This is a genomic window from Amycolatopsis sp. cg5, from assembly GCF_041346955.1.
Classification (GTDB): domain Bacteria; phylum Actinomycetota; class Actinomycetes; order Mycobacteriales; family Pseudonocardiaceae; genus Amycolatopsis.
Genome location: NZ_CP166849.1, coordinates 4,133,023 through 4,148,794 on the forward strand (window position 1 = coordinate 4,133,023; position 15,772 = coordinate 4,148,794).

General features: G+C 68.1%; 12 protein-coding genes. 3 read left to right on the forward strand and 9 right to left on the reverse strand.

What is annotated here, in order from left to right:
• Positions 1-8 precede the first annotated feature (8 nt).
• From AB5J62_RS18675 to AB5J62_RS18685, 3 genes are read right to left on the reverse strand one after another with little or no spacing between them, the layout of a single operon-like run.
• Complete coding sequence (locus AB5J62_RS18675; RefSeq protein WP_370949499.1) at positions 9-491, reverse strand: poly-gamma-glutamate biosynthesis protein PgsC/CapC; 483 nt, start codon at positions 489-491, stop codon at positions 9-11.
• The gene (gene pgsB, locus AB5J62_RS18680) at positions 488-1,684 is read right to left on the reverse strand and encodes a poly-gamma-glutamate synthase PgsB (protein WP_370949500.1); all 1,197 of its coding nucleotides are present in this window, start codon (positions 1,682-1,684) and stop codon (positions 488-490) included. The genes AB5J62_RS18675 and pgsB overlap by 4 nt, the downstream gene beginning before the upstream one ends.
• Before the next feature lies 1 nt (position 1,685).
• Complete coding sequence (locus AB5J62_RS18685) at positions 1,686-3,794, reverse strand: HAMP domain-containing protein (protein ID WP_370949501.1); 2,109 nt, start codon at positions 3,792-3,794, stop codon at positions 1,686-1,688.
• Positions 3,795-4,360: 566 nt separating this feature from the next.
• Between AB5J62_RS18685 and AB5J62_RS18690 the strand changes: the two genes are divergently transcribed.
• Positions 4,361-6,271, forward strand: coding sequence for a hypothetical protein (locus AB5J62_RS18690; RefSeq protein WP_370949502.1), 1,911 nt, complete (start codon positions 4,361-4,363; stop codon positions 6,269-6,271).
• Positions 6,272-6,293: 22 nt separating this feature from the next.
• Positions 6,294-7,307, forward strand: coding sequence for a right-handed parallel beta-helix repeat-containing protein (locus AB5J62_RS18695; protein ID WP_370949503.1), 1,014 nt, complete (start codon positions 6,294-6,296; stop codon positions 7,305-7,307).
• 457 nt (positions 7,308-7,764) lie between these two features.
• Here the strand turns inward: AB5J62_RS18695 and AB5J62_RS18700 are convergent, their stop codons facing one another.
• A complete protein-coding gene (locus AB5J62_RS18700) occupies positions 7,765-8,979 on the reverse strand; it encodes an MFS transporter (RefSeq protein ID WP_370949504.1) in 1,215 nt (404 codons plus the stop codon).
• A complete protein-coding gene (locus AB5J62_RS18705) occupies positions 8,976-10,271 on the reverse strand; it encodes an acetyl-CoA carboxylase biotin carboxylase subunit family protein (protein ID WP_370949505.1) in 1,296 nt (431 codons plus the stop codon). The genes AB5J62_RS18700 and AB5J62_RS18705 overlap by 4 nt, the downstream gene beginning before the upstream one ends.
• Positions 10,272-10,380: 109 nt before the next feature.
• Here AB5J62_RS18705 and ahcY point away from each other — a divergent pair, with 109 nt between their 5' ends.
• Entirely contained in the window at positions 10,381-11,841 is a 1,461-nt protein-coding gene (ahcY, locus tag AB5J62_RS18710; RefSeq protein WP_370950292.1) for an adenosylhomocysteinase, read from the forward strand.
• A gap of 43 nt (positions 11,842-11,884) precedes the next feature.
• Here ahcY and AB5J62_RS18715 read toward each other — a convergent pair whose 3' ends face one another.
• The 4 genes from AB5J62_RS18715 to AB5J62_RS18730 are packed head-to-tail and all read right to left on the reverse strand — an operon-like array spanning position 11,885 to position 15,769.
• Positions 11,885-12,559, reverse strand: a complete 675-nt coding sequence (locus AB5J62_RS18715; RefSeq protein WP_370949506.1) for an RraA family protein — start codon at positions 12,557-12,559, stop codon at positions 11,885-11,887.
• Positions 12,559-13,749 carry a PLP-dependent aminotransferase family protein gene (locus AB5J62_RS18720; protein ID WP_370949507.1) on the reverse strand — a complete coding sequence of 397 codons (1,191 nt, stop codon included), beginning with the start codon at positions 13,747-13,749 and terminating at the stop codon, positions 12,559-12,561. The genes AB5J62_RS18715 and AB5J62_RS18720 overlap by 1 nt, the downstream gene beginning before the upstream one ends.
• Before the next feature lie 12 nt (positions 13,750-13,761).
• Positions 13,762-14,235, reverse strand: coding sequence for a flavin reductase family protein (locus AB5J62_RS18725; protein WP_370949508.1), 474 nt, complete (start codon positions 14,233-14,235; stop codon positions 13,762-13,764).
• A 4-nt stretch (positions 14,236-14,239) separates the two neighbouring features.
• Positions 14,240-15,769 (reverse strand): 4-hydroxyphenylacetate 3-hydroxylase family protein, encoded by a 1,530-nt coding sequence (locus AB5J62_RS18730; protein ID WP_370949509.1) that lies wholly within the window; start codon positions 15,767-15,769, stop codon positions 14,240-14,242.
• Between the last annotated feature and the right edge of the window lie 3 nt (positions 15,770-15,772).

Below are 15,772 nucleotides of genomic sequence, written 5' to 3' on the forward strand. Positions count from 1 at the left end.
AAGCCCTTTCAGAGTGACGGGACCAGTCCAATGAGGACGCCACTGGCGAGCGTGGCGTAGCTGACCAGGCTGACGCCGCCGGTGGCCAGCAGGGTCGGGCCCGGCGGCTGGCGGACCAGCTGGTAGGCGATGAGACCGGGCACGACGAACCCGAGTGTCTGGTGCACGAACAACAGCGGCAGGTCGGCTTGCAGGAAGAGCAGCAACGTCGTCTGCAGCACGACACCGAGCAGCACGACCGCGGCGAACAGCCGCTTTCCGTAGAGGATCACCATGCGCTGCACCAGTTTCGTGCCGCCGTAGGTCAGCGCGGTCATGAACACGATGATCGCCGCGCGGCGGTAGTCCTCGATCAGCGTGAGCGCGATCCAGCCAGGCGTGATCATGCCGCCGGGTGACAGGTTGGTGGTCAGGTAGCAGACCAGGGACAGCAGCAGGCCGATGGCCAGTCCGATGGTCGCGACCTCCGGGGCGAGCTCGGCGGCGTTCATCGGAGCGGCTCGAGGTGACCGGACGGGAGCTTGGCGAGTTCGTCGATGAGCAGCTCGCCTTGGCCGTGGATGTTGCCGATGGCGACGATCGACAGCTCGTCGCCGTCATGGCCGTCGAGCAGGTCGCGGACCAGGTTCTCGGCGGTGCGCTTGCCGCCGAGGTCGAGCACCCGGTCCTGCCACTCGGCGGGAACGGCCGTGCGGGCGCTGCGGGTCGGCTCGCCGATGAGCACCACGCGGTCCGGCGCGAGACGGGGCACGAGCGCGCCCATCTGGCCGTTGCGCTCCACCCGGTCCGGCCTGCAGTTGATCACCACGTGCAGCGGGGCGCCGATCGCGCCCTGGCCGCGCAGCTGGTCGACGTTCATCAAGGTCGATTCGGGGTCGTTGGCCGCGAACACGTTCGCGAACCGCAGCAGCGTGTTTTCCTTGCGATAGCGGTGAACCTGCAGCACACCGGGGTCCGGCGGGGCCTCCCACATGCCTTCGAGCGCGAGCTGCCGGTTGACGTTGAGCAGGTCGGCGACGGCCAGCGCGATCGCGACGTTCTCCTTGAACGTGATCCAGCCGAAGCCGCGCATCTCCTCGTCGGTGACGGAGTCCGGGTCGACGGCGATGAGTTCGCAGTTCCGGCTCGCCGCCTCGGCTCGGAGGATGTCCAGCCGCTCTTTTTCGGCGGTGACACAGATTCCGCCCTCGGGCATGGAACGGGACAGCGATCGCGCGACGTCGTCGAGTGTCGGGCCCATTTCGGTGAGATGGTCCTCGCGGACGTTGCACAGCACGCCGATGGTCGAGTGGATGAGCTTGCTCTGGTTGATCTCCTGCAGGTCGGGCAGCACGGCCATGCACTCCATCACCAGCGCGTCCGGGCGGTAGGCGGCGGCGCGCCGGACGATGCCGATCTGCTCGACGATGTTGGCGATGCCGAACTTGCGGTAGACCGGTTCCTCGCTGCCGTCGGGGTGGATGAACCGGGCGGCCGTGCCGGTGGTCTTCGCCGTGGTCACTAGTCCACCGCCGCGCAACGCGCCCGCGCACAGCCGGGTGATCGACGATTTGCCGCGGATTCCGTTGACCAGCACGCGTTTCGGGATGCTGTGCAGTCTGGCGTAGTGGCCGCGCTGTTCGAGCAGCCCGCCGACGAGCAAGGAGCCGGCGCCGAGCATGAGGACGCCGTAGAGGAAGAGCATCTCATGACCTGCTTCCGGTGAGCCGCCGCTCCGGAACCGGTTCGAGCCGGTGGACGGCGAGCGTCTGGCGGCAAATGTCCACACAGGACGCGATGGTGCCGATCTCGTCTTGTCGTTGCGGATAAACGGTTTCGGTGAGATTCCCGGTCGCGACCCGCTCGGCCGCCGCGGCGACCCGGCGGAGCGGGCGCACCACCACGAGCTCGTGCCAGCCGCCGAGCAACACCGCGAGCACCGAGGTGAACAGAGCCGCGGCCCTGGCACGGTCGCGGATAGTGTCGTCGGCGACGCCGAGCGCGCCGATCGGCTGTTCCGCCACCACGATCCAATGCAACGCGGTCGCCGGGCCCCGCGACGCGACCCAGCGGGCGGCGAGGATGGCGTCGTCAGCGACCTGGCCCGACGAGCGGCCGGCACGCGCGGCGGTGGTGGCCGCCTTGAGCGCCGCGTCGCCGAGCGGGGTGAAGGCCAGGTAGCCGTGGGTGTCGATGATCGTGCGGTCGGCCTCGTCGACCACCCGCGCCCGCGCGCCTGCCGCCCGGAGTGGCTGGGTGAGCCTGGTGATGTCGTATTCGGCGACGAGCACCCGGCCGTCGCCGAGCCGGACGTGGGCGTACACGACGGGCAGCCGTCCGCTCGTGTTGTGCTGATGCAGGCCTTCGGCGGGCGCGTCACCGGGCAACGGGCCGTCGCGCAACGGGGGCCTGCCCGCGCTTTGTGTCACCGCACCGGCCGGGTCGAGCACGTACACACTGCGGAACGTGGAATCGTCGGCCAGGCGGTCGACCATGAGCTTGCCCGCGTTCAGCCGGGCCGCCGCGCGCAGTTCGGCGAGGCCGCCGGTGACCGCGGAGCGGAGCGCGTCGGCGGAGCGGGCCAGCCGCAGTCCCTGCTCGGTCACCAGCGTCGCCGGGACCTGGGCCGAGTGACTGCCGAGCGTGCAGAACACGACAGCCGACCAGCTCAGCAGCGACAGCATCACGAGGCCGATCAGCAGCCGTGCGGGCACGCCACGGGGCTTCGCGAGCTTGAGATCGCCGCGGAGACGGCAGTGTTCCAGCACCGCGGCGATCCGGCAGACTTCGGTGGCCCCGTACCGGCGGACCGGGCCGGTGGCTGTCCCGGAGGCCACGGCGAGTGCGTCGTCGCGCAGCCGCCGGATCGGGGAGACCAGGCCGCGGCGCAGCAGTACGGTACCGCCGATGGCGAGCGCCAGCAGCGCGAGCGCGGGAACCAGGCCGGGCCAGCGCGCCGGAGCGGTGTCTGCGGGCAGCCACGTCGCCGTGACGACCGAAAGCCCGAGCGCACCCGCGCCGGTGGCGACCGGTGCGTAGGCGACCACCGCCGCGACCGGGTCGGGCCCGGCCGCCGCGACACCGGTGAGCACCCCGGAACTGGCGGCCGCCGCGTGCGCCGCGGTGCCGAGCAGGTCACGGGTTTCCGGGTCGGTGGCCACGTCCGCGCCGACATTGCCGAGAATGGTGCCATCGTCGGCCACGAGCCGCAGATGCTGGCGCAGCGCGCCGCCCGGTGGTGGCAAGGCGATCTTCAGCGCGGTGGCCGCGACCAGCACGCGCCCGCCGGGCAGCGGGACCGTGCTGAGCATCAGCGGCACCCCGCCGGGCTGGGTGTACGGGCGTACCGTCGGACGGCCGAGGTCCAGTCCGGCGAGCGCGTCCGCCTGCACCGGTTCGCCGTGCGCGGCGATCGGCGTGCGGGAAGCGGCCTCGAGCAGCGCGATTCCGCGCCAGGAATGATAAGCGGCGCTCAGTGTGCTCAGCGCGTGGCTGTTCCCGGGATCGTCGAACACGCGCGAGTCCGCGGCGAGCTGCAAGTCGTGCGCGGCCGAGGTGGCCGACGCGCCCACGGTCTTGGCGAACGCCTCGGCGTCCCGTTGTTGTGCGGCCGCGACCCCGGGCGGCACCACCGGCCGGCTTGCGCCGAACAGTGCCGCGATCGGGTTCGCGGTGGTGAGGCCGAGCAGGCAGAAGACGGCGACGAGGACCAGCAGCGTGAGCCCGGCCGCCGAGGCGACACCCGCGCCACGCGGGAAACCGGCTTCGGGTAGCTGCTCTTGCAGACGTTCGGTGCGGCCCGCGGATCTGTCCACACCGGGATTCGGGCTGGGAGAAGGCTTTGTGCCGCAGGTGCGCATACACGCTCCTAGAGCGGGCGGCCGACCGGCCGTCCACGATGACGGGGAGGGGAGACGCAGAGCGCGAGTCGCCCTGCCCCCGGCGTCGTGGCCGGGCGCTGGCGGTCGGATGCGGTCTTTGTTTGGAAAGTTTCTTTCCTAACGGGGGACCAGGATGATCCTGTCCCGGTGAGCGTGTCAACCCCCTCGGTAGTCACCGTTGTTGATACTGGTTTTTTGCCCACCAAGTTTGGAAGCCTTCTTTACTAATGTTCCGGTCGGCGGTATCGTCCGACGCATCCGCCGCCTTCATGCAGTCCTGGTGCGAACCAGTCAGCTACGGAGGAACCGTTGAACAGACAGGCGACCGTCTCGCCGGCTCCAGCCGAACCGCGCGCCCTCTTCGCGGCGCCACGGCCACTCGCGACCGGAAGAGTCACTTCCGCGCGCCGCTAGAGCAGTCGTGCGCGGATGGACCGCGCTGTCCCTTCTCTTGTGGGCCCGGTTCGTACTCGGTGCCCGATTTCATCTCGGAGGTTTCGTTGTCACGCAGAAAAATGGCCGCGCTGCTGGCCACCGCCGCGTGCGTCACGGCCGGACTGACCGGCTTGAGCCAGCCCGGCGCCGCCGCGGCAGGCACCGGCGCGCTGACCACTTTGGACACTTCGGCAGGCAACCGCGCCGCCCCGGTTCCAGGTCTTTACGATTGGAGCAAGGCGGGTTTCCGCGGCGGGAAGGACATTCCCGGCGCGAGCGCGGTGAATCCCAGTGCGGCCTGCAAGATCACCGCCGCCCAGCTGGCCACCACGTACAAGGTGAAACCGGACGACGGTGTCGACGACACGGCGGGCATCCAGGCGGCCATCGACAAGATCCACACGTCCTGTTCGCCGTCGGCGGGCTACGACAAGCTGAGCCTGATCACCTTCCCGGCGGGCACGCTGAACGTCACGCACGAGATCCACGTCGACGCGAACTACCTGATCCTGCGCGGCGCGGGCACGGACAAGACCAAGTTCGTGTACAAACCGGACAAGAACACCGAATACGACGTGCTGACGCCCGACGGCGACCAGTGGGACCAGGCGCAGATGAACTATCAGGACGGTTCCGGCGGCTGGCTGTGGCCGGGCCGCGGGCTGTTCCGCGTGCAGTCACGCGGCGTGGATCCCAGTTACGCCGCGCAGTACAAGAGCGCTCCGGCCAACCGCAAGGACATCTTCGAGGGCACGGTCAACGTGCACTGGAAGGCGGGCGCGAAACTCGCCGAGAAGCCGGGCGACAAGGGTTTCGCCGCGCGCACCGGTGACAAGACCGTCTACCTGGCGGCGGGTGCGAAGACCACGAACATGAAGGTCGGCGGGTTCATCAACATCCGCGCCGCCAACAGCATGAAGTTCTACCAGTCGATGAACGCCGTGCCGACCACCTGGCCGCTGCAGAACCTGCACATGCGCCAGCAGTGGTTCACCATCACCGCGGTGGACGCCGCGAAGCACACGGTGTCGATCGACAAGCCGCTCGAGTACGACGTGCCGGTCGATTCCACTTCGGACGGTTCACAGCCGATCGACGGCGCCGTCTACGCGTCGAAGGCGTCGCCCATCGTGGACCCGATCGTCGGTGTCGGCTTCGAGGACTTCTCGTTCACGCAGGAGATCGCGGGCCTCAAGCCGGAGCAGGCCAAGAACAACTACGGCAACCTGGCGCCTTCGCTGGCCATGCAGGGCATCGTGTTCAAGTGGGCGGCGAACTCGTGGGTGCGCGGCATCCACTCGATGATGACCGGGTCGCACCCGATCGTCACCGAGGAGGCCAAGAACCTGCAGTTCGTGAACAACCAGCTGGACGGTTCGTGGAACAAGGGCAAGGGCGGCAACGGCTACTTCCGCGGTTCGCGCGTGTGGGACTCGTTGTACGTCGGCAACACCACGCGCGATCTCCGGCACTTCACGTTCCAGTGGTCGGCTTCGGGCAACGTGGTGGTCGGCAACGACATCGACTCGGACTTCAACATCCACGGCGGCTACGAGCGCAACAACCTGTTCGAGCAGAACACGAACAAGGTCTCCTACAACCACCGGTCCGGGTCGTGCACCGCGCACTGCGGCGACGAGGGCGGCAGCGGCCCCGACGACTCGTCGTGGTTCCCGATCTACTGGTCGACGGGGCAGAAGGCGGTCAAATGGTCAGGCTCTTCTGGATACCGGAACGTCTTCTTCAACAACACGATGAGCAAGCAGGTGACGGCGGGCGCGGCGTACACGCCGTACTACCCGGACCACAAGCGGATCTACGTGTTCGGCTCGGACGGCGCCGCGTTCCATCACCTGGACATCGGCGGCAAGCCGATCACCGACTGGGCGCACAACGAACAGGCCGACTACACCGGTGGTCACGGCGTCGACGCGTCGAAGACCAGCACCGCGAAGTCCTTGTTCCTCAAGAACTGACCGTCCGGAAAGGACACTCATCGTGATCATCAAGACCCTCGCGGCCGTCGCGATGGCAGGCCAGCTCGTGGCCCAGCCCGCCGCCGACACGGTCAACGTCAAGAACGCGGCCGAACTGTCCGCGGCACTCGCCGCCGCCAAACCCGGCGTCACCATCAAACTGGCGGACGGCGACTACAGCGGCCAGTTCATCGCGGCCAAACCCGGCACCGCCTCGTCCCCGATCACCCTCACCGGCACCGCGAAGGCCGTGCTCCACAACCCGGTGTTCAAGCCCGCTGACACCGACTGCCCGTCCGGCCAGACCGGCTACGGCCTGTGGCTGCAAGGCGCGAACTACTGGAACATCACCGGGATCTCGGTCAAGGACTCCCAGAAGGGCATCGTCCTCGACGGCGCCTCCCACGTCACGATCGACAGCGTGACCGTGCACGACGTCGGCGCCGAGGGCGTCCACTTCCGCAAGAGCAGCGCGTACGGCGTCATCAAGAACTCGACGATCTACAACACCGGCAAGGAGAAGCCCGGCTACGGCGAGGGCGTCTACTTCGGCTCGGCCAACAGCAACTGGTCCTGCTTCGGCACCAACGGCGGCAAGAGCCCCGACGCCAGCGACTACGGCCAGGCACTCAACAACAAGATCGGCCCCGGCGTCGCCGCCGAGGGCATCGACATCAAGGAAGGCACCCACGACGGCGTCATCTCCGGCAACATCCTCGACGGCACCGGCGAGAAGAACCAGAACTCCGGCGACTCGACGATCGACGTCAAGGGCGACAAGTACACGATCACCGGCAACAAGGTGAAGAACCCGTACCTCGACGGCTTCCAGGTCCACAACGTGTGGGGCAAGACGGGCTGCGGCAACGTCTTCAAGAACAACACCTTCACGCTGACCAACGCGACCGGCTACGGCATCAACGCCACCAACCAGAGCTCGTGCATCACGCAGAAGTCGCCCAACGTGATCGGGGCCTCCAACACCGCCACCGGCGGCAAGGGCGTCTCCAAGACCCCGGTCACCCCCGGCACCTGACCACCCCGGGGGTCCCTCCCGCGTACGAGACCGGCAAAACCCGTGCAGGACGGGCAAACTCGCGTACGCGAAGGGCAAAGACTCGGGGGCTGGGTCTTTGCTGCTCGCGTACGGATCTTTGCCGGTCCCGTACGCGAGTTTGCCGCTCCCGTACGCATGATCGCCCGAGGTTGGTCCTCAGGCGAGGCCTTCCCATGCCGGGGTCGTGCGCGTTACGGCCGGTGATTCGTGCGTCGAGTCGAACATGGTGTGTCTGCGGGGCGGCTGGGTCAGGGCCTCCCTCACTCGGTTCGGGTGGGTGAGGGCCTCCTTCACCCAGATATACGGGTCAGGGCCTCCCTCGCCCAGGGATTCGGGGGAGGGAGGCCCTGACCCAAGCCAGCCCGCAGGCCTGGTTGGACGAGCCGTCGGGATCGAGGTCGTGAGTGGTATGGCCGGTTCTAACCGGCCATACCACTCACGAGCCTGGGATGGGGGTGGGGCGCCAGGTGTAGGTGGTGAGGCGGGCGCAGGCGAGGAGGGCGAAGGCGGCCAGGACCGTCAGGCCGATGACGAGCCAGGGGGTGCCTGGGGTGCCGTGGGTGGTGAGGGCGAGGCTGGCCGCCGGGGCGGCGATCACGCCGATCGAGACGCCGCCTGAGTAGAGGCTCATGTTGCGGTCGGCGATGTCGCGGCCGGAGAGATCGCTGACGTAGCTCAGCAGGCTGGGGAAGACGATCATCTCGCCGATCGTCCACAGGACCGTCGCGCCGATGATGACCGCGGGCGATGAGGACAGGCCCATCGCGGCGAAACCCAAGCCGGCCGCCGCGTAGCCGATGAGCAGGGAACGGGAGTGGGAAAGGGAGTCCATGGCCTTGTTGAGCGGGACCTCGAACAGGATCACGATGCCCGCGTTGACCACGAACACCACGCTCACCCAGTAACTCGGCATGCCCAGGCCCTGGATCAGGTAGGCGCTGACCAGCACCGGCGGCAACGCGTACGCGAGGTGGATCGGCAGGGACAGGCCGAAGATCGTCCAGAACCGGGTTTCCTCGCGGACGGTGGGCGCGATCATCCGGCGCCGGGCACCCGGCGCGGCGGCCGCGGTCGTGCCGCCGCGCTCGGTGCCGCGCAGGAGGTAGGCCGTCGCGCCGAGTACGCAGGCCGCGTTGATCCAGAACAGCGAGACCGGGGCGAGTGCGAAGACGAGGCCGCCGAGCACCGGGCCGATGCCCATGCCGACGTTGATCGCCAGCCGGTTGCAGGCGAACGCCACTTTGCGCTCCTCTGGCGTGGAGCGGTCGATGATCTGGGAGTACGACGCGGGCGTGTAGATCTCGAACGTGAAGCCCCACGCGAAGGTCGCGGCCGCGAGCACGCCGACGCCGTGCAGTGCCGGGACGATGGCCAGCACCAGCGCGTGCAGGACCAGGCCGGTGACCATCACCGTGCGGGCCGGGATCCGGCCGAGCAGCACGCTCGCCGAGATGTCGGCGAGCAGTGCTCCCAGGCCGAAGGTGCCGATGATGAGGCCGACGTCGACCGGCCCGTACGCGCCGCCGATGAGCAGGTACGCGGACAGGAACGGGAACGCCATCAGGCCGGCGCGGAACAGGAGCGTCACCGTGAAGAGGGTGCGCAGCTCGCGGTTGAGGCCGGCGACGGTGCGCAAGGTCGTGCCGATCACCGCGAGTCCCCTTCCTGGGCGACGGTGAACACCGCCTTGGTCCTGAAGGCGGCGAGTTCGGCCACCGCTTTCGCGAACGCTACGGGGTCGGCGGCCGCTTTCGCACCGGGGCGGAAGAATTCCATGACGCCGTCACGGGTCAGATATGAGGAAGCCGGATTGGACCGGTCGCCCGCCTTGGCGGTGACGTACAACGCGAGTTCTTCGCCGGTGAACTGCTCGACGTCGTTGACGGCCGTGATCGTGCCGACCGGTGCCTTGAGGAACCGGATCGCGCCGATGCCCTGTGGCTCGCGGGGGATCTTCGGCAGCTCGTCCATGGTGTTCAGGTAGGACGCGTAGTGCAGGTCGTACGGGCTGAAGCCGTACACGCGGTCGATGAGGTCCATGATGCCGTCGCCGCCCGGCCGGGCCGCGACCTCGACGACGCTCAGATCCGAGCCGTTCACCAGGATTTCGACGTGCGCGATGCCCCGGGTGATGCCGAGTGCCTCGCAGGCCTTGATGCCCAGGTCGCGCACCGCGTCGTTGTCGCTCTCGCGGCTCGGGACGAGCTGGCCGATCTCGGTGAAGTGCGGCGGCGGGAGCTTGGCCTTGTCGGTGACCGCGAGCACCGCGCGCTCGTCGCCGTAGTTGAGGACCTCGACCGAGATCTCGTGGGTCGAGCGGACGAACTCCTCGGCCTGGAAGCGGCCGTCGCTGAAGTCGTAGAGCGGGGCGATCGCGAGCAGCTCGTCGCGGCAGTGGTCGTAGGCGGCGGGCAGCTCGTCGGGGGAGTCGACCTTGATCGTGCCGGTGTTGCCCGCGAAGTCACGGGGCTTGAGCACCAGCGGGAACGTCAGCTCCTCGGACACCTCGCGCAGGTCGGCGAGAGTGGAGAAGGTGCGGTGCCGCGCGGTCGGGACCCCGGCCTGCTCGAACGCGGCCTTCATCGTGTGCTTGTCCCGCGAAAGACCCACCGCCTCTTCGGAAAGGCTCGGCAGGCCGTAGTGCTTCGAGATGGCGACCGAAACGTGGACCGTCATCTCGATGATGGGGACCACGGCTTCGGGACGGAGGCCGGTTTCGAGTTCGTAGCGCTCGACCGCGGCGAGCGCGGCCTCGGCGTCGTAGTAGTCGGCGCGGAGCACGTCGTCGAAGAAGCGGTTCTGGCCGTCCGGCGTCGGCGCCATCCCCAGTACCTGCCCGGGATAACTGCGCAAGGCCGACACTATCGCGCGTTCGCGCAGTAGGATGTCGGCGCCGAGCACCAGCAGATAGCGGTCACCATTCGCGTTACGCTGATTGAACATGATATTTCCTTTGTCGCCGGTATGAATCCGTCATGATTTCGACGTGAATACTGGTTTTCCGTGCGATGCTACGATTCTCGCAGAGCCGGGGTACTGAGGAGAGGAAATGATGAATTCCCAGTTGCGCAAGATCAACGGTGTCGAATTCGCCGTGGCGGACTTGGCGTTGGCCGAGTCGGGCAGGCATCAGATCCGGCTGGCCGAGCAGGAGATGCCGGGGCTGATGGCGACCCGCCGCGAATTCGGCGCCGCCAAGCCGCTCAAGGGCGCGCGGATCGCCGGGTCGCTGCACATGACCGTGCAGACCGCGGTGCTGATCGAGACCCTGGTCGAGCTGGGCGCGTCGGTGCGCTGGGTGTCCTGCAACATCTTCTCGACCCAGGACGAGGCGGCGTCGGCGGTCGTGGTCGGACCGAACGGCACCCCGGACAAGCCCGAAGGCACCCCGGTGTTCGCCTGGAAGGGTGAGACGCTGGAGGAGTACTGGTGGTGCACCGACCAGCTGTTCCGCTTCGAGGGCGGGCAGGGGCCGACGGCGATCCTCGACGACGGCGGTGACGCGACCCTGCTGGTGCACAAGGGTGTCGAGTTCGAGGCGGCGGGCGTGGTGCCCGCGCCGGGCGAGGACGACCCCGAGGAGTACCAGCTCGTGCTGCGCACGCTGGCCGAGTCGATCGCCAAGGACGGCCAGCGGTTCACCCGGATGGCCAAGGAGATCCTCGGTGTCACCGAGGAGACGACCAACGGTGTCAAGCGGCTCTACAAGCTGGCCACCGACGGCGAGCTGCTGTTCGCCGGGATCAACGTCAACGACTCGGTGACCAAGTCGAAGTTCGACAACAAGTACGGCATCCGCCACTCGCTGATCGACGGCCTCAACCGCGGCACCGACGTGATGATCGCCGGCAAGCTCGCCGTGATCTGCGGGTACGGCGACGTCGGCAAGGGCGCCGCGGAATCCCTGCGCGGGCAGGGCGCGCGCGTCGTGGTCACCGAGGTCGACCCCATCTGCGCGCTGCAGGCGGCCATGGAGGGCCTGCCGGTCGTCGACCTGAACGACGTGCTCGCCGACGGCGACATCTTCATCACCACCACCGGCAACTTCAACATCATCATGGCCGACCAGATGGCCAAGATGAAGCACAACGCGATCGTCGGCAACGTCGGCCACTTCGACAACGAGATCGACATGGCGGGCCTCGCGAAGATCCCCGGCATCAAGAAGATCGAGATCAAGCCGCAGGTGCATGAATGGCAGTTCCCGGACGGGCACTCGCTGATCGTGCTGTCCGAGGGCAGGCTGATGAACCTCGGCAACGCCACCGGGCACCCGAGCTTCGTCATGTCGAACTCGTTCACCAACCAGACGATCGCCCAGCTGGAGCTGCACACCAAGCCCGGCGAATACGGCAAAGAGGTCTACCGGCTGCCCAAGCACCTCGACGAGAAGGTCGCCAGGCTGCACTTGGACGCGCTCGGCGTGAAGCTGACCAAGCTGACCAAGGAGCAGGCCGACTACATCGGCGTGGACGTCGAAGGCCCGTACAAGCTCGACCACTACCGCTACTGAGCGAGGTTCCCCGGCGGCCGTCGCGGCCGCCGGGGAAACCCGGCTACAAGGCACCGAACTCGGCCAATAGCTCGTGCAGGGTGGCGCCTGCGACGATCTTGTCGCGGATGACGTTCTCCCTGCCCAGCAGCTCACGGGTGTCGTCGAGGACCGTCCGCGCGACGGACGGGGACACGATGCCGAGGCCGTTCTCGTCGGCCACGACGATGTCACCCGGCTCGATGATCTGCCCCTCGATGACCACGGGAACGTTGGTCTGCAACGGTTCCGTGCCGTCGTGCGTGATCGCCGGGCACCGCCGGGGCAGCGTCCCGTGATACCAGACCGGGAAGTCCAGGTCCCGCACCTCGTCGACGTCGCGGACCATCCCGTCGATGACCGCGCCCGCGATGCCCGCCATCTGCGACAGCGTCGACATCAGCCCGCCCCACATCGCCAGCCTCGGCGAACGTTGGCACGCCACCACGATGACGTCGCCCGGTTTCGCCTTGCCGAGCACCGGCAGGCAGTCGACGAGCTCGTCGGCCTGCAGCTGGACCGTCAGCGCCGGGCCGGCGATCTTGTGCTCGCGCTTGACCGGGCGCAGCCCGCCGATCACGCCGACCGGCGCGGTCGAGTCGGCGACCAGACAGCTCGGGCTGTACTCGCGGGTCAGCGCGACGAAGGCGTCGACGAGCTCCTGCCGCGGCCTGACGAGTTCATTGTGGACGGTCTTCATCACTGTCCTTTTCGGTCGAAATTGCTGAGGACCTTCCCGAGCAGGCAGATTCCTTCGTCGATCTTCTCCACCGGCACCTTGCTGAACGCGAGCCGCAGCTCGTGCGAGCCGCGGCCGCCGGGGTAGAAGATCCCGCCGGGCACGAAGGTGATCCCGTCGGCCAGCGCCCGTTCGGCGAGCGTGAGCGTGTCGATCGAGTCCGGCACGCTCAGCCAGCTGAAGAACCCGCCTTCCGGCCGGGTGAACCGCACCCACTTCGGCAGATGCGCGTCGAGTGCGCTCAGCATCGCCTCGCGCCGGTGGCGATAGAACGCGCGTGACGCCGCGATGCCGTCGTCGAACCCGCCGGAGCGCCCGTAGTCCTCCAGCAGCAGCTGCCCGAGCGCGCCGGTGCACTGGTCGGTGAACTGCTTCGCGCCGCTCAGCGCGGCGATCAGCGGCGCGGGCGCCGAGATCCAGCCCATCCGCAGGCCGGGGGAGAAGGTCTTGGAGAACGTGCCGAGCTGGGCCACGACGTCCGGCCCGAGCGTCCGCAGGCTCGGCCGCCGGTCACCGTCGTAGCCGAGTTCGCGGTAGGCCACGTCCTCGATGATCAGCAGGCCGTGCCGCCTGGCCAGCGCGATCAGCGCGTGCCGCCGCTCGACCGAGAGGCTCACGCCCATCGGGTTCTGGTAGTCCGGGATGACGTAGAGGAACTTGACCTTCCCCGTCGACGAAAGCACCCGCTCCAGCGCGTCGACGTCGAGCCCGCCGGAGTCCATCGGCACGGCTTCGATGACACCCATCGCGCTCTTGATGGCCATGATGGCGCCCATGAACGTCGGGCCTTCGACGAGCACGCGGTCACCAGGGTCCAGCAGGCAGCCGGTCAGCAGCTTCAAGCCCTCCATGCCGCCGCTGGTGACGATGAACTCGTCGTCGGCCGGACGGAGGCCGTCGTGCTCGCCGAGCCAGCCGGTGAACCAGTCGCGCAGCCCCGGCAGCCCGGCGGTCGGCGCGTACTGCAACGCGGCCGGATCGGCCACCACGCGGGAGAAACTCCGCTCGAGCGCGGCACGCGGGAACGTGTCGGGATGCGGATAGCCGCCGGAGAACGCGATGATCCGCTCGTCACCGGCTTGGCTGAGGATCGCGGTGATCTCGTTGCCGGCGCCGCTGGCGACGCTACGGGCGAACAGGTGCTGCCACACGGGAAAGTCCTCTCACATCGAACCGACGAGGGAGCGCAACTCACCGCTGTAGAAGACGAGCGGGTCGCCGTCGCGGTGCCACAGCCCGTCGATCTCGCCGACGTGCAGCGTGTGGTCACCCGCCGGGTAGGACGCGCGCACCGAGCAGGTCAGGTGCGCCAGCGCGCCGTCGAGCAACGGCAAACCGTTGCGCCACACGAAGTCGACGAGATCGGGTTCGTTCGCCGCGCCGGCGAAATGCAGTGACAGCGGCTTCTGCTCGCCACTGAGCACCGAGACGGCGTACCGGCCGGTCTCCTCGATGCGCTTGTCCATCTTGGCCGAGGTGGACACGGAGACGAGCACCAGTGGCGGGTCCAGCGACACCGAGGTGAACGCGTTCGCCGTCATCCCGTGTGCCTCGCGAGTCTCGCCCTGCGCGGTCGTCACGATGGTGACGCCGCTGGCGAACCTGCCCAGCGTCTCGCGCATACTCACGGCGTCCACGGGGTCACTCCCGCACGAGTTTGAGATCATCGGCGTCGATCAGGTCGGGCCTGGTCCAGCCGTCGATGTCGTACTCGGCCATGCACTGGTCGGCGAAGCCCTTGAGCGGGTCGGCCTGGCCCGTCTGCTGGTACGCGATCAGGGTGTGCAGGCGGATCGTCTCGTGGTCGCCGGCGTAGTTCCGCTCGTAAAGCTCATGCCTGCCACCGAATTCGGTGCCGACCGCGTCCCACAGCAGCTTGAGGAGCTTGACCCGGTCGATCGCCTGGATCCCGCCCGAGCCGCGGACGTACTTGTCGAGGTACGGCCGGATCTCGGGGTTCTTCCAGTCGCTCGCGTGCGAGTTCAGGTAGATGAGCCCGCTGCCGAGCGTCTGCTGCAGGATCTCCTTGATGCGCGGGTAGCCGGTGCCCATGAACGTCCGGTACGCCAGCCCGTAGTTGAGGTTCGGCTGGACGGCGTCGCCGATCCAGGCGTTCGGGGACTTCGCCATCGCGTCGGACAGGCCCCAGAACAGGTCACGCCAGTTGAGGATCTCGCCGATCTGCGCCTGCACACCGCGGAAGCCCGAAGTGCCGGTCATCTCGACGGCCTTCATCGCGCAGCCCGCGATGAAGTCGAGCTTGACCGCGAGCCGCGTGCAGCCGTGGAAGGTGAAGCGCTCTAGGAAACCCGAGCCGCTGGTGAAGCCGCTCGCCTCCTCCGCGTCGTACATGAACACGTTCTCCCAAGGCACCAAGACCTTGTCGAGCACCATGATCGCGTCGTTCTCGTCGAACCGGCTCGACAGCGGGTAGTCGAACGGGCTGCCCATCGCGGCCGCGGCCATCTCGTAGGAGGTGCGGCAGAACAACTTCATGCCCGGCGAGTTCATCGGCACGGTGAACACCAGGCCGAACTTCTTGTCCTTGACCGGAAGCCCGTGGTGCGCCACGAAGTTCGAGTTGGTCAGCGCCGAGCCGGTCGCGACCACCTTCGCGCCGGAGACGATGAGCCCGGAGTCGGTCTCCTTCTCGACGTGCACGCACACGTCCGCGACCTGGTCGGCGGGCTTCGAGCGGTCGATCGGCGGGTGCACGAGGGCGTGGTTGAAGTACAGCACCCGCTCCTGCGCCTCCTTGTACCAGCGCAGCGCGTTCGGCTCGTATTCGCCGTAGAAGCCCGAGTTCGCGCCGAGCGTGCCGAGCAGGCACGCCTTGTAGTCCGGCGTGCGGCCCATCCAGCCGTACACCTGCCGCTGCCAGGCCGCGATCGCGTCCCTGGCGGTGACGAGGTCCTCCGACGAGCGCGCGGTCTTGAAGAACGGGTGCGTGAAGCCGCCGTTGCCCGTGTCGGTCGGCACGCGTAGCACGCCTTCGGCTTCCGGCGCGTGCAGCGCGTCGTAGAGCCGAGCGATGGAGCGGGCGCTGTTGCGGAAGCCGGGGTGGGTGGTGACGTCCTTGACCCGCTCGCCGAAGAGGTGGACTTCGCGGTCGTCGCGCAGCGACTCGAGGTACTCGGCTCCGGTCATCGGCCGGATGGCGTTCGTGGTCATGGT